Here is a 13,994-nt window from a genome sequence, read left to right as displayed (position 1 = left end):
GATGAGCATGCGCATCACATCACTGGTTCTGATCGGCACCGCCCTGACCCTGGCGGCCTGTTCGGCAAACACCTCATCCCCGTTGGGCAGTTGGCACCAACCCGCCGGTGCATTCATCGACGAAGGCCAGTTTGGCAATCCGACAATGCGCAACACCATCGCGCAGAAATGTGTCGACAAACCCAAGGGCCACATCGTGCCTGAATATGTCGTGGTTCTGAACCCCGATGCCTATGCCAACCCCAAAAGTCCGCAACAAACCACTGTGCCGCAATATCGCCGCGGGCAGGTGCGCTGTTCCGGTGATCTGAACGGAAAATACGCCGAGGTCATTTTTAAGGAATATGTCGACAGCGCGACCTCAAAGCCCGAATCGCAAAAGGGTGGCCTGGCCGAGATTGCCGGCGCCGAAGGTTAAGCCGCAGTAAACAGTTTGGTTAAGGCCCCATCAACCTTTGGTGGGGCTTTTTCCGTTTCCGGCCCCAACCGGCACAATTTGCCGGATCTGTGTATGATTTGGCCATAAAAATGTCTCTCAGTATCGGATAATTATGATTTTATAGCCTCAATGTCGCCAATATTGACCCGCAATATCACCAGAACAAAGGTAAGGACCGCGAATCTCAGGCGCGGTCAAACCCCAGGGATCGGGCGAAATGGGGACGTCTGTCGTCACCAAGGCCCCTCTGGTGCGTGGCAACGAAAAGGACAAAGGCAATGAACAACACAGCGGTTCAACAGGCAGAGCCAGAACCGATTCTGGCCTGTACCATCTGCCGGAATGTGCAGAACTTTGACCTTTTGATCGAAGACATGGAGGCCGAGCTGGGCGAACGCTGGGGCGATCTGTCGTTTGCCGATGCCACGATGTTTCTGGCCCAGGACGAAGCCGAGGGCCTGGAATTTGTTGCCATCGCGATTGACGAAGATGACGAAAGCAATGTTGCCACCATTGCCGACCTGATCAAGACCGCCGTTGCCCGCAACATCCGCGTGATCGTCATTGCCGAAGAAGTCAGCCCGATGGTTTTGCACCAGTTGCTGAAACTTGGCGCAAAGGAATTCGTGCCCTACCCCCTGCCCGAAGGTGCGCTGCACGAAGCCATCGAACGTATTCGCGCCCCCGAACCCGCCGCGATCGAACCCGACGACACCCCGCTCCGCGCCCGCCCGAAAGAGGGGCGCGATGGCGTGGTATTGCCCGTGCATGGCCTGTCGGGTGGCGTTGGCGCCACCACTTTTGCGGTGAACCTGGCCTGGGAATTGGCCACATTATCAAAGGATAGCGCACCGCGCGTTTGTTTGCTGGATCTTGATCTGCAATTTGGCGCGGTGTCCACATATCTTGATTTGCAGCGCCGCGAGGCGGTGTTTGAAATGCTGACCAACACCGACACGATGGACAACGAAAGTTTTCTTCAGGCGCTTTTGCCGTTCAACGACAAACTGCAAGTGTTGACCAGCCCGGTCGACATGCTGCCGCTTGACCTGATTTCCGCTGAAGAGGTGGAGCGGATCATCGATCAGGCGCGCGCCAATTTCGATTATGTCGTGATCGACATGCCCTCGACCGTGGTGCAATGGACAGAAACCGTGCTGAACGCCGCCCATGTGTATTTTCTGTTGTTGGAAATGGATATGCGCAGCGCGCAAAATGCCCTGCGCCTGATCCGCGCGCTCAAGGCCGAAGATCTGCCGGTTGAAAAACTGCGCTATATCCTGAACCGCGCCCCGAAATTCACCGATCTTACAGGCAAAGGCCGGGTGAAACGCCTGGCCGAAAATCTGGATATCTCGATTGAGGTGCAGCTGCCCGATGGCGGCGCACAGGTGGTGCAAGCCTGCGATCACGGGCTGCCCTTGGCCGAGGTGGCCAAGAAAAACCCCCTGCGCCGCGAGATACAGAAATTGGCGGTTTCCGCCCACGAGCTGAACCGCAAAGCCGCCGCTGCCGCCAAATAAAGGGCAAAACAGATGTTTTCACGCTACAAGAAACAAGATGTCGCCAAAGTGGCGGGCAATGCGGCCCCCAAACCATTGGCCCAGGTCGCCGCCGCGGCCAAGATGCCCGCCAAATCTACCACCGCCCCACCGCGCATGGCCAAACCGGTTCCGGCCAAGGTGGCGCCGGTGGATAAAGAGAAAAAGCGCCGCGAACGTCTGGGCGAAATCAAGGTCGAATTGCACAACCGGTTGTTGGACAACCTCAATCTGTCGGCGCTGGACAAAGCCAGCGAAAGCGATCTCAAGGCCGAGATCATGCAGATCACCTCCGAGGCGCTGGATGAAATCGGCATCGTGCTGAACCGTGACGAACGCCTGACCCTGAATCAGGAATTGTATGACGAGGTCAAGGGCCTTGGCCCGTTGGAAACGCTGCTGAAAGATGACAGCGTCAATGATATTCTGGTCAACGGCCCCCGGCAAATTTTCATCGAACGCGACGGCAAACTGATCCTTTCGGATGTGACGTTCAAGGACGAACGCCACCTGTTGCGCATCATCGACAAGATCGTGTCGGCCGTGGGGCGGCGGGTGGATGAATCCAATCCCTATGTCGATGCGCGCCTCGCCGATGGATCGCGGTTTAACGCGATGGTGCCGCCGATTGCGGTGGATGGCAGCCTGGTGTCGATTCGTAAATTCAAGAAAGACAAACTTGGCATTGAAGATCTGGTTGCCTTTGGCGCGTTCAGCCCGGAAATGGCGCTGTATCTTGAGGCGGCGGTATCGACCCGGCTGAATATCATCGTATCGGGCGGTACCGGGTCGGGCAAAACCACCACGCTGAATGCTCTGTCGTCGTTCATCGACAATTCCGAACGGATCTTGACGATTGAAGATACCGCCGAACTGCAACTGCAACAGATCCATGTGGGCCGGATGGAAAGCCGACCCGCCAACGTAGAGGGCAAAGGCGCGGTCAGTGCGCGCGATTGCCTGAAAAACGCCCTGCGGATGCGCCCTGACCGGATTATCGTGGGCGAAACCCGTGGCGAAGAAGTGATCGACATGTTGCAAGCGATGAACACCGGCCACGACGGATCGATGACCACGATTCACGCCAACAATCCGCGCGACGGGGTATCGCGATTGGAAAACATGATCGCCATGGCGGGCATTGAAATGCCGCTCAAGGCGGTGCGCTCGCAAATATCTTCGGCGGTCAATCTGATCGTGCAGGCGTCGCGCCTGCAAGACGGATCGCGGCGCATGACATCAATCACCGAAGTGACGGGGATGGAGGGCGATGTGATCTCGATGCAAGAGGTATTTCGCTTTCAGCGCGTCGGCCTGACCCCCGAAAACAAAATACTCGGCCATTACACCGGCACCGGCGTTCGGTCGCATTTTTCAGAACGGTTCAAGATGTGGGGCATGGAATTGCCTTCGGAAATCTTTGAACCCACAAAAGGATAACCGGCATGGTCATTAGCGCAGAACCGCTGATTTATGGCCTCATCTTTGTGGCTGTTTTGGTGTTGGTCGAAGGCATCTACCTTACCGTTTTCGGCAAATCGATCAGCCTGAACAACCGGGTCAATCGCCGCCTGGATATGTTGGAAAAAGGCAAAGGCCGCGAACAGGTGTTGGAGCAGCTCCGCAAGGAGATGGGCCAGCACATGAAAAGCCAGAAAATTCCGCTGTATTCCATGCTGGCGAAAAAGGCGCAGCTGGCAAATATCGCGTTTTCGCCGGTACAGATGATCATGGTGATGGGCGTTTTGGGCCTGATCGCCTATGTCGGGTTAACCATGCAAACCAGCGCCTCAACCCCGATCCGCATTGCGGTGGCGGCGGCCATGGGCGTGGGCGGCGTGTTTGTCTGGGTCAATGGCAAGGCCAAGAAACGTCTGGGATTGATGGAAGAACAACTGCCCGACGCGGTTGAATTGATGGTGCGCTCTTTGCGTGTGGGCCACCCGTTTAGTGCTGCGGTGAATATCGTGGCCAAAGAAGTGCCCGATCCGTTGGGGACCGAAATGGGTGTGATCGCGGATGAGGCCGCCTATGGCCGCAACGTGGGCGAGGCATTGAAAGCCATGGCCGAACGTATGGACATGCAGGATTTGCGATTTCTCGCCGTCGCGGTGACGATTCAGCAGACATCAGGCGGCAATCTGGCGGAAATTCTGGATGGCTTGGCCAAGGTGATCAGATCACGCTTCAAACTGTTTCGCCGGGTCAAGGCGATCACAGCCGAGGCAAAGTGGTCGGGCATGTTTCTGTCGGTGTTTCCTTTGGGCGCGCTGGTGATGATTAACCTTTTATCACCAAATTACTACGATGCTGTAAAAGAAACCGCGTATTTCATTCCGGCCTGTCTGGTTGTCGCCGGGTTCCTTGTGGTCAACATCTTTGTGATGAAAACCCTTGTGAACATCAAGGTATAAGGGGCTAACACCATGGAAAAGCTGAATGAAATGATCACTGCCCAACTGGGCCCCATGGGGCCGCTACTGTTGGTGGGGGGTTTGGGGCTGCTGTTGGTGGTGGTCACTCTGCCCTTTGTGTTGACCAAAAAACAGGATCCGCTGGATAAACTGGGTGCCTATCGCAAGGCGGCCAAGGCGGGCACGCCCGAACAACAATCCCTGCGGGCAGGCAATAAAAACGACAAGCTGGAAAAATATTCCAGCTTTCTTGAGCCGCAAAACGAAGAAGAATATTCCGCCGTGCGCCTGAAACTGATGCAAGCGGGATACCGCAGCAAGGACGCGGTGCGCACATTCCACTTTGCGCAATTCGCGCTGGGCCTTGGCCTTCTGGTTTTGGGGGTTTTTTATGCCATCGCTACCAGCGCGACCGGCACGCCCAGCACCCAGGCGTTGATATTATCGGTGCTGATTCCGGGTTGTATCGGATATATGGCACCGAAATATTGGGTCACAAAGCGGCTGCAACAGCGTCGCGAAGAAATTACCAACGGGTTTCCCGACAGTCTGGATATGATGCTGGTCTGTGTCGAGGCGGGCCAATCGCTGGATCAATCCATCGTGCGCGTATCAAAGGAAATCCGCGTCGGGTTTCCGGCCCTGGCCGATGAATTTGAAATCGTCAGTCACGAAATCAAGGCCGGCAAGGACAAGGTATCGGTGTTGCGCGATATGGCAGAACGCGCCGGTGTCACCGATGTGGCATCCTTTGTGACCGTGCTGATCCAGTCGGCCACCTTTGGGACGTCGGTGGCCGAGGCATTGCGTGTCTTTTCCGCCGAAATGCGTGACAAACGCGTGATGCGGGCCGAAGAAAAGGCAAATACCTTGCCCACCAAGATGACCCTTGCCACAATGATGTTAACGGTTCCGCCTTTGTTGATCATCCTGTTGGGGCCATCCATTTACAACATCGTCGAAACGCTCGGCAAATTCAAAATGTAGGGGCCATGCGCACCACCGCGATTCTGTTGATTCTCAGCCTGACCGCCTGTGGCAACACCGGCGGTCTTGGCCGTTCACCCGACAGCCCATTTGCGCCGCAGGTTGACCGGGGTGAGGACAGCGTTGATGGATTGCTGGTGGGGCATCGGCTGATGGCCGCGGGCGAACATGAATTGGCGCTCAAGGCCTATTACCGCGCGGCGGGGCAACAGGGCACAACTGTCGATGTCTTGTCAGCGCTGGGGTCGGCGAACCTGCAACTGGGCCGGTTGGGCCAGGCCGAACGCATCCTGCGCCGCGCTGTGGAAAAAGACGCGACATTCGTGCCCGCCTGGAACAATCTGGGCGTCGTCTTGATGGAGCGCGGCACCTATGGCGAGGCCGAGCGTGTGTTCCGCACCGCCTTTGCGTTGGATAGTGGCGAAAGTGACGACATCAAGGCAAATCTTGCGCTGGCACTCGCCAAAATCGAAAACCCCGACTATGCTGATGTCGATATAAGCAGCTTTGCACTGATGCGCAGGGGCACGGGCGATTACCGAATCCTGTCGCGTATTTGATAAGCACAGCGCACTATTGAGCAGGAAAAAAGGACGCAGCCACATGCGCCACATCATTACATTTGCGCTCTGCCTTGGCAGCGCCATTGCCCTGTCGGCCTGTGACAGGTCAGGCAGCGCCGAAGTAGACCGCGCCGTCAAGAACGTGAACGTGATCGACGAAACCAACCTGAACGATATCATGCTGACCGTTGCCGATCCGAACGAGGCGGTCGATTATTTCCGCCGCGCCACCCAAGACAACCCCGATCGTATCGATTTACAGCGCGGTTTGGGCCAATCTTTGGTCCGGGCCAAACGCAACACCGAAGCCGTCACAACCTGGACCGCCGTAACAAACCACCCCGACTCCACCCCCGATGACCGGATTGATCTGGCAGATGCCCTGATCCGCGATGGAGCCTGGGACAAGGCCGAGGCCGAACTGGACCGCGTGCCGCCCACCTTTGAATCCTACAAACGTTACCGGCTCGAGGCGATGATCGCCGACAGCAACAAGGAATGGACAAAGGCCGACAGTTTTTATGAAACCGCCGCCGGGCTGACAACCAAGCCGGCCAGCGTGATGAACAATTGGGGTTATTCCAAACTGTCGCGCGGCGATTATGGCGAGGCCGAGCGTTTATTCACCCAGGCCATCACCTATGACCGGGATCTGTTCACCGCCAAGAACAATCTGGTTCTGGCGCGCGGGGCCCAGCGCAAATATGACATGCCCGTGGTGCCAATGACCCAGGTGGAACAGGCGAAATTGATGCACACCATGGCGTTAAGCGCGATCAAACAGGGCGATATTTCTATCGGCAAGGGGTTGTTGCAACAGGCCATCGAAACTCACCCCCAGCACTTTGAGGCGGCGGTGCGATCCCTGCGCGCCTTAGAAGCCAACGTGCAGAACTGACGCCCGTGGACCTGTTGCTGCCCGCCAGCGCCGCTTGGTGGTTTTTACCCTTTGTCGCCCCGATCTGTATTTGGGTGGCCTGGAACGACATGGCGTTCATGAAAATCCCGAACAAGGCGGTGATGGCCTTGGTTTTCGTCTATCTCATCGTCGGGCCAATCGCCTTGTCGGTTGAGGTTTGGCTGTGGAACTGGCTGCATCTGGTGGTGGTGTTGGCGGTTGGGTTCGTGATGAACATGGCGGGCGGTTTGGGCGCGGGCGATGCGAAATTCGCCGCCGCCGCCGCCCCCTTTGTGATGCCACAAGACGGCGGCGCGGTTTTGTTTTTATTCGCCGCGATTACTTTGGCGGCGTTCGTCACCCACCGCGGCGCCAAACACCTGTCGCCCGTGCGTAAACTGGTGCCCCACTGGGCCAGTTGGACCAACAAGAAGTTTCCATTGGGCCTGGCACTGGGCGGCACGCTTTTGTTTTACCTTGCCCTGTCGGCCGCGGGTTTCTAAGCCTTTTCCAACAACACAAACAATGGGTTGCGATGCACCTCGCGCAGCGTGATGTCGCGATCGCGGATGCCCTGCAGTATCGCGCGACGGCTACGTTCGTTTACCGCACACAGCGGCACCAACACATAATCGGCGTTTTCCACCCCAGGCACCCCGTCATACCGCCAAGGCGCGCCGCCTTTGACCCAAGAAATACCATCGGAAAACAGTGGCAGGTTTGACAGCAGATCGGCCATCATGATGGAACTGCCATCCGCAAATCCGTGCGCCTCCAACTGTTCAACCGTGGCGGTGTAATAAGCGATCAGCCCGTTTTGAATACCGCAGGCGGGCAAGGTTTCACCGTTCAGCACGGCCAGTTCGCCCCGCTCTGACAGGGCGGCAAATTGTTCCAAACCTGCACCGGGGCGTTCACCGGCAATCTGTTGATTCACCTGAAACGCCCGTTCGCCCGAAGTATAGAAATCATCGTGCTGGGTGGAATTAGGAAAGATCTTCACATATTCGGCGCGGTCATCGGTGAAATGGCGAAACGGGCTGTATCCCATGTTGAAAAACGAGGGCGAAATCAGCGCCAACATGGCCACCGCCGCCAACGTCACCCCTTGGCGCAAATCCCAGCCCCAGGCATTTTGTTCGCCCGGCGCGGGGCGCACCATCAGCATCATCAACCCGATCAGCAGTAACCATTGGGGATCGTTTCCAAAATTCTGATAGGTGATGTAAACCAACCCCGGAAACAGCACCAACAGCGCCAGCCCCTGCTGTGGCCGCCCCCCCTGACGCAGCATCACGACGCATAGAAGCACCAACATATGCGCGCCCAGAAACATTGGCGCGGTCAACACCTTGTTCAATGGGCGGCCGGGATGTGCGCGTGCCTCGGATGTGGCGGTGGCAATCAGATCGCCAACATAGGCGGGCCAGAATTGCCACCCCATGATCAGTGTGACGAGGGCCAAAGTCACAACGCCAGAAACCAACGCCACAGCCAATGTCCGGCCAGCCCCGCGCACCAACAACGCCACAATGATACCAGGGGCCAAGGCCACGATATATGTCACCTTGACCAACACCACGATGGCTAAAGCCACACCGATCAGCGCCCCATCAATCAGCGCCGTTTCGCGCCCCCGCGCGGGCAGAAACGCCAGCGCCAGCGCGACAAAGCTGAACGCCCAGGCCCAGCGGTTGTAATGCATCGACATCGACACATTTGGATCGGCCTCGCCATGAACCAAGGCCAGCGCCAAAACCATGCAGAACAGCGCGTAAATATAGGCAAAGCCGGGTGAAAACCGGGTCCAGCCGGCCCAGAACACCGGCAGGGCCAACACCACCGCCACCGAAATCTGCGCCAGATGGATCGAGACTCCAATGCCGAACCCGGCCTTGACGAACACGGCAATCGGCCAGGTGGCCAGCACCCCAATCGGCGTCATGAAATCCAGATGCGGCCGCTGCCCCTCGGCGATGCGCACCACGATTTCGATCAGATGCAATACATCGCCCTCATAGCGATCCATATACAGCCCACCGCGCGCCAAGCTTAAACCGCCCAAAACGGCGATCAGCGCGAAAATCGCCATCAAAAGCCTGACAGGATGCGCTCTGTTCATCTCAACCCTCGTTTCCATCATTTGGCCACAATACTCTGGCATCTGGTTTGACAGAGAAATGCCAAGGCATGGTGACCAAATCAGGGCAAGCCTGTGAAATTGGCAACATAAAAGACAATATGTTGAGGTGTTTATATGAACATGCAGACAACGCCGGTGATGGCTCCGCCCCCGCCCCGCACTCTGGAACAGATGCAATTGCCCATTGTGATGATGCGCGACATCCTGTTGAAAACCATGTTCCGAATGAACGCTGAACATGTGTCGGACATTGCCAAACTGATCTGTCTGCCGGTCAATGTGACCCAGGAATTGGTGGATATGGCCCGCGCGCAGAAACTGGTTGAGGCTACAGGCACCCTGCATGCCAGTTCCAGCAGTGAAATGGGCTATGTCCTGTCGGATGCCGGAAAAACCCGCGCATTGGATGCTTTGGCCCAATCGGAATATTATGGGGCGATGCCGGTACCGTTGGAGGTGTATTCCGAGCAGGTAAAGCGCCAATCGATCCGCAATATTCAAATCACCCGGCAGCAATTGACCGGGGCCATGGGGCATCTGATCTTGCCCGATGATCTGCTTGATAATCTGGGGCCGGCGGTTGGGTCGGGGCGGTCGATCCTGATGTATGGGCCCCCCGGCAACGGCAAATCCTCGATCAGTAACGGGGTGCGCGATGCCATTGGCGATAACATCTATGTGCCCCGTGCCATTGAATATTCCGGTCAGGTGATCACGGTCTATGACCCCATCGTGCACACCCGCGTAAAGGAAGAGGAGGAAGACCCAAACGCCCTGCGCCGCCACACGCGGTATGACACGCGCTATGTCTATTGTTTGCGCCCAACGGTGGTGACGGGCGGGGAACTGACCCTTGAAATGCTTGATCTGGTCTATAATCCCACGGCGCGCACCTATCAGGCGCCATTGCAGTTAAAATCGACCGGCGGTGTGTTTATCGTCGATGATTTGGGCCGTCAGGCATCGCCGCCCCAGGCGTTGATCAACCGTTGGATCGTGCCTTTGGAAGAATCAAAAGACATCCTTGCCCTGCAATCGGGTGAAAAATTCACCGTGCCGTTTGATACTCTGGTGATCTTTTCGACCAACTTTCACCCCAACAAGATTTTCGATCAGGCCGCGTTGCGCCGTATTTTTTACAAGATCAAAATCGACGGCCCGAACCAGCAGGATTACCTGAAAATCTTTGCCTTGGTGGCGAAGAAAAAGAAGATGCCGCTGAACGAAGCGACGCTGATTCACCTGTTCAAAAAGAAATATCCGACCATTGATAACGTCTATGCCAATTATCAGCCCGTGTTCCTGATCGATCAGATGATCGCAATTTGCGAGTTTGAGGGCATTCCCTATCAGATGACGCCCGAACTTTTGGATCGGGCCTGGGCCAATATGTTTGTGAAGGAAGAGGATATCATCCGCTGACATTCCCCTCCGTTGCGGTTAGGCAGGCGGGATGGAATCGTTTGACATATTTCTGGTCTGCCCTCCGGGGTTTGAAACAACCCTTGCCGAAGAGGCACGCGCCTTGGGCTATGCGCCCGAAATCGCCATCGGCGGTGTCACCGTTTCTGGCGGCTGGCTCGATGTCTGGCGGTGCAATTTGCATCTGCGCGGCGCGGCGCGGGTTTTGGCCCGGCTGGGGGCATTTCGTGCGATGCATATTGCGCAGCTGGACAAACGGGCGCGCAAGTTTCCATTTTCTGACATTTTGCGGTCAGACATCCCGGTAAAAGTGGAAGTCTCCTGTCACAAATCACGCATTTACCATGAAAAGGCGGCAAAACAGCGGATTGTTGGCGCGCTGAATGCTCAAGGTTTGAGCGTCAGCGATGAAGCCACGCTGACTCTGAAAACCCGAATCGAAGATGACCTGTGCACCTTCTCAATCGATACATCGGGCGAACCACTGCACAAACGCGGCCATAAATTGCAAATCGGCAAGGCCCCGATGCGCGAAACCTTGGCGGCGCTTTTCCTGCGTCAGATGGGGTATGATGGCACACAGGCGGTGGTTGATCCAATGTGCGGCTCGGGCACCTTTGTGATTGAAGCGGCAGAGATTGCCGCCGGTCTGCCCCCCGGGCGCGACCGGGCCTTTGCGTTTGAGAATCTGGCGGGGTTTGACCGCCGGGCATGGGATGCCATGCGCGCCGCGCAACCCGTTGAGGCAAAACCGGTTTTCTTTGGCTCTGACCGTGACGATGGCGCAATTCGCGCCAGCATCGCCAATGCAGACCGGGCCGGGGTTGCACCGCTGACCACCTTCACCCGTGCGGCGATTTCCGATCTTGCCCCGCCCGAATCCGCGCCGGGCATCGTTATCGTTAATCCGCCTTACGGCGCGCGCATCGGCCAACGTAAACTGCTGTTCGCGCTGTATGGCGCGATGGGCAAAACCCTGACCGAGCGGTTCAAGGGCTGGCGCGTGGGCATCATCACCAGCGATCCGGGATTGGCCAAGGCGACGGGCCTGCAATTTCTGCCTGCCTTGCCACCGGTGCAACATGGTGGATTGCGAATCGCACTTTACCGCACTGGTCCTTTGCCCTGACGCGCCCTATCTGACGGTGTATGACCGACCTTCCCCAACGCTTTCATGATTGGTTTGCCAGCCGCGGCTGGCACATCCACTCGCACCAACAACAGATGTTGGCGCGCGCGGATGCCCCGGCGCAATTGCTGATCGCGCCCACGGGCGGGGGAAAAACGCTTGCAGGATTCCTACCTTCGCTGGTGGAATTGGCCGAAAATCCGCCTTCGGGCTTGCACACTTTATACATTAGCCCGCTCAAGGCCCTGGCCGCCGACATAAAACGCAATCTTGGCACGCCCATCGCCGAAATGAACCTGCCGATCCGGGTCGAAGACCGCACAGGCGACACCACCCAAACTCAAAAAAGGCGCCAACGCGCCGATCCGCCGCATATCCTGCTCACCACGCCAGAATCGCTGGCGCTGTTGCTCAGTTATGAGGACGCGCCGCGCATCTTTGCCGGGTTGCAACGGGTGGTGGTGGATGAAATTCACGCGCTTGCCGAATCCAAACGTGGTGATCAATTGATGCTGGCCTTGGCCCGCTTGCAAACGCTCATCCCCGATCTGCGCCGCGTCGGCCTGTCGGCCACGGTCGAAGACCCCGGCGCGATTGCGCATTTTCTGGCCCGCCACCCCGGCCCTTGCGATATCCTGTTCGCCGATCCCGGCCCCGACCCGGATATCTCCATGCTGACCACCGATGATCCGCCCCCGTGGGCCGGGGGCGGCGCGGCTTATGCAATTCCGGCGGTGTTGGAGCAGGTGAAACAGCATAAAACCACCCTGATCTTTCACAACACTCGCGCCCAGGCCGAGATTTTCTTTCACTATCTTTGGCTAGCGAACGAGGAAAGCCTGCCCATTGGCATTCACCACGGAAGCCTTGATAAACAACAGCGCGCCAAGGTGGAACAGGCCATGGTCGCTGGCCATCTGCGCGCCATTGTCTGCACCGGCAGTCTGGATTTGGGGATTGACTGGGGCGATGTCGATCTGGTGATCCAAATTGGCGCGCCGAAGAACGTGAAACGTCTGGTGCAACGGATCGGGCGGGCCAATCACCGTTATAACGCGCCGTCAAAGGCTCTTTTGGTGCCGGCCAACCGGTTTGAAGTGGTCGAATGTGTCGCCGCCTTGGATGCCGTGAAAGCGCGCGATCTGGATGGTGAGCCGCGCGGCCCCGGTCCGCGCGACGTGCTGTGCCAGCATATCCTGATCACCGCCTGCGCCGGCCCGTTTGACGCCGATGCCCTGTATAATGAAGTCACCAGCGCGGGGGCCTACAGCGCCCTGTCCCGCGCCGATTTCGATGCCTGCCTCGATTTTGTCGCCACCGGTGGCTATGCCCTGCGCGCCTATGACCGGTGGCAAAGGCTGAAACACATCAACGGGCTGTGGCATTTGCGCGATCCGCGTGCGACGCGACAGATCCGCATGAACATTGGCACGATTCAGGATACCGATACGTTGAAGGTACGCCTGAAAAACCGGTTTGGCGGCCACCCTTTGGGTGAAGTCGAAGAAGGCTTTGCCGCCACCCTGACCCCCGGTGACACGTTTCTGATCGGCGGTGAAATCGTGCGTTATGAGGGGCTGCGCGAACTTACCGTTGAGGTGACGCGCCGCGCCGACAAACAGCCAAAAATCGCCACCTTCATGGGCACCAAATTTGCCACCTCAACCCAACTCTCCGAACGTATCCTGCGAATGTTTCAACAGGACGATTGGCCTGATCTGCCGGATCACACCCGCGCCTGGCTGCACCTGCACCGCGAACGGTCGCAATTGCCCGAACCGGGGCGGTTGTTGATCGAATCCTTTCCCTGGCGTGGGCGCGAACACACGGTGATCTATGGCTTTGCCGGGCGCAATGCCATGCAAACACTGGGGCTTTTGGTCACTCAACGGATGGAGGAGTTGGGCCTGAACCCTTTGGGATTCGTTGCCACAGATTATGCGGTGATGGTGTGGGGGCTGGACCAAATCACCGATCCTGCCCCGGTGTTCAGCGCGCAAAACCTGCGCGCGGGGTTTGATACCTGGCTGGCGGGTAATGCGGTGATGAAACGCACATTCAAGACGACAGCGGTCATTGCCGGGCTGATTGACCGCATGACCGCCGGCAAGCGCAAGACAGGGCGGCAGGCGGCGTTTTCATCGGATATTCTGTATGACACGTTGTTGAAATACGATCCCGATCATGTGTTGCTGCAAATCACCCGCGAAGAGGCGTTGAAAGGCCTGGTCGATTTTGGCCGGATCGAAGACATGCTGGCGCGCACCGCCGGGCGCATTGATCTGCGGCAACTGGAAACGGTCAGCCCGCTTGCCGCGCCAATGCTGTTGGAAATGGGGCGGGTGCCAATCAAGGGTGCAGCCACCGAACGGCTGTTGGCCGAAGCAGCCACGCAATTGATGGAAGATTCGGGTCTGAATGACGTTGAATTTTAATGTGTTTCACGGCAAGAACAAAA

At 57.4% G+C, this 13,994-nt stretch carries 12 protein-coding genes; 11 read left to right on the top strand and 1 reads right to left on the bottom strand.

The window, feature by feature from the left end:
• Position 1 precedes the first annotated feature (1 nt).
• From C8265_RS05950 to C8265_RS05915, 8 genes are all read left to right on the top strand, one after another.
• The gene (locus tag C8265_RS05950; protein ID WP_108483092.1) at positions 2-418 is read left to right on the top strand and encodes a hypothetical protein; all 417 of its coding nucleotides are present in this window, start codon (positions 2-4) and stop codon (positions 416-418) included.
• 299 nt (positions 419-717) lie between these two features.
• The gene (locus tag C8265_RS05945; RefSeq protein WP_108483091.1) at positions 718-1,962 is read left to right on the top strand and encodes a CpaE/TadZ family protein; all 1,245 of its coding nucleotides are present in this window, start codon (positions 718-720) and stop codon (positions 1,960-1,962) included.
• 12 nt (positions 1,963-1,974) lie between these two features.
• Positions 1,975-3,420 carry a TadA family conjugal transfer-associated ATPase gene (locus C8265_RS05940; protein WP_108483090.1) on the top strand — a complete coding sequence of 482 codons (1,446 nt, stop codon included), beginning with the start codon at positions 1,975-1,977 and terminating at the stop codon, positions 3,418-3,420.
• 5 nt (positions 3,421-3,425) lie between these two features.
• Positions 3,426-4,394 (top strand): type II secretion system F family protein, encoded by a 969-nt coding sequence (locus C8265_RS05935; protein ID WP_108483089.1) that lies wholly within the window; start codon positions 3,426-3,428, stop codon positions 4,392-4,394.
• A gap of 12 nt (positions 4,395-4,406) precedes the next feature.
• Positions 4,407-5,381, top strand: coding sequence for a type II secretion system F family protein (locus tag C8265_RS05930; protein ID WP_108483088.1), 975 nt, complete (start codon positions 4,407-4,409; stop codon positions 5,379-5,381).
• Between the two features lie 5 nt (positions 5,382-5,386).
• A complete protein-coding gene (locus C8265_RS05925) occupies positions 5,387-5,941 on the top strand; it encodes a tetratricopeptide repeat protein (RefSeq protein ID WP_108483087.1) in 555 nt (184 codons plus the stop codon).
• Between the two features lie 43 nt (positions 5,942-5,984).
• Entirely contained in the window at positions 5,985-6,842 is an 858-nt protein-coding gene (locus C8265_RS05920) for a tetratricopeptide repeat protein (RefSeq protein ID WP_108483086.1), read from the top strand.
• Positions 6,843-6,853: 11 nt separating this feature from the next.
• The gene (locus C8265_RS05915) at positions 6,854-7,345 is read left to right on the top strand and encodes a prepilin peptidase (RefSeq protein WP_240611006.1); all 492 of its coding nucleotides are present in this window, start codon (positions 6,854-6,856) and stop codon (positions 7,343-7,345) included.
• Here the strand turns inward: C8265_RS05915 and C8265_RS05910 are convergent.
• The gene (locus C8265_RS05910; RefSeq protein WP_126623147.1) at positions 7,342-8,964 is read right to left on the bottom strand and encodes a glycosyltransferase family 87 protein; all 1,623 of its coding nucleotides are present in this window, start codon (positions 8,962-8,964) and stop codon (positions 7,342-7,344) included. The two genes, C8265_RS05915 and C8265_RS05910, sit on opposite strands and share 4 nt — an antisense overlap.
• A gap of 135 nt (positions 8,965-9,099) precedes the next feature.
• Between C8265_RS05910 and C8265_RS05905 the strand changes: the two genes are divergently transcribed.
• From C8265_RS05905 to C8265_RS05895, 3 genes are read left to right on the top strand one after another with little or no spacing between them, the layout of a single operon-like run.
• Positions 9,100-10,407 (top strand): P-loop NTPase family protein, encoded by a 1,308-nt coding sequence (locus C8265_RS05905; RefSeq protein WP_108483083.1) that lies wholly within the window; start codon positions 9,100-9,102, stop codon positions 10,405-10,407.
• A 31-nt stretch (positions 10,408-10,438) separates the two neighbouring features.
• Positions 10,439-11,536 carry a THUMP domain-containing class I SAM-dependent RNA methyltransferase gene (locus C8265_RS05900; protein ID WP_108483082.1) on the top strand — a complete coding sequence of 366 codons (1,098 nt, stop codon included), beginning with the start codon at positions 10,439-10,441 and terminating at the stop codon, positions 11,534-11,536.
• Positions 11,537-11,556: 20 nt separating this feature from the next.
• The gene (locus C8265_RS05895; protein ID WP_108483081.1) at positions 11,557-13,971 is read left to right on the top strand and encodes a ligase-associated DNA damage response DEXH box helicase; all 2,415 of its coding nucleotides are present in this window, start codon (positions 11,557-11,559) and stop codon (positions 13,969-13,971) included.
• Positions 13,972-13,994 lie beyond the last annotated feature (23 nt).

The sequence above is a fragment of the Oceaniglobus ichthyenteri genome (assembly GCF_003057885.1).
Taxonomy (GTDB): Bacteria; Pseudomonadota; Alphaproteobacteria; order Rhodobacterales; family Rhodobacteraceae; genus Oceaniglobus; species Oceaniglobus ichthyenteri.
This window is presented reverse-complemented; position numbering and strand designations above follow the sequence as displayed.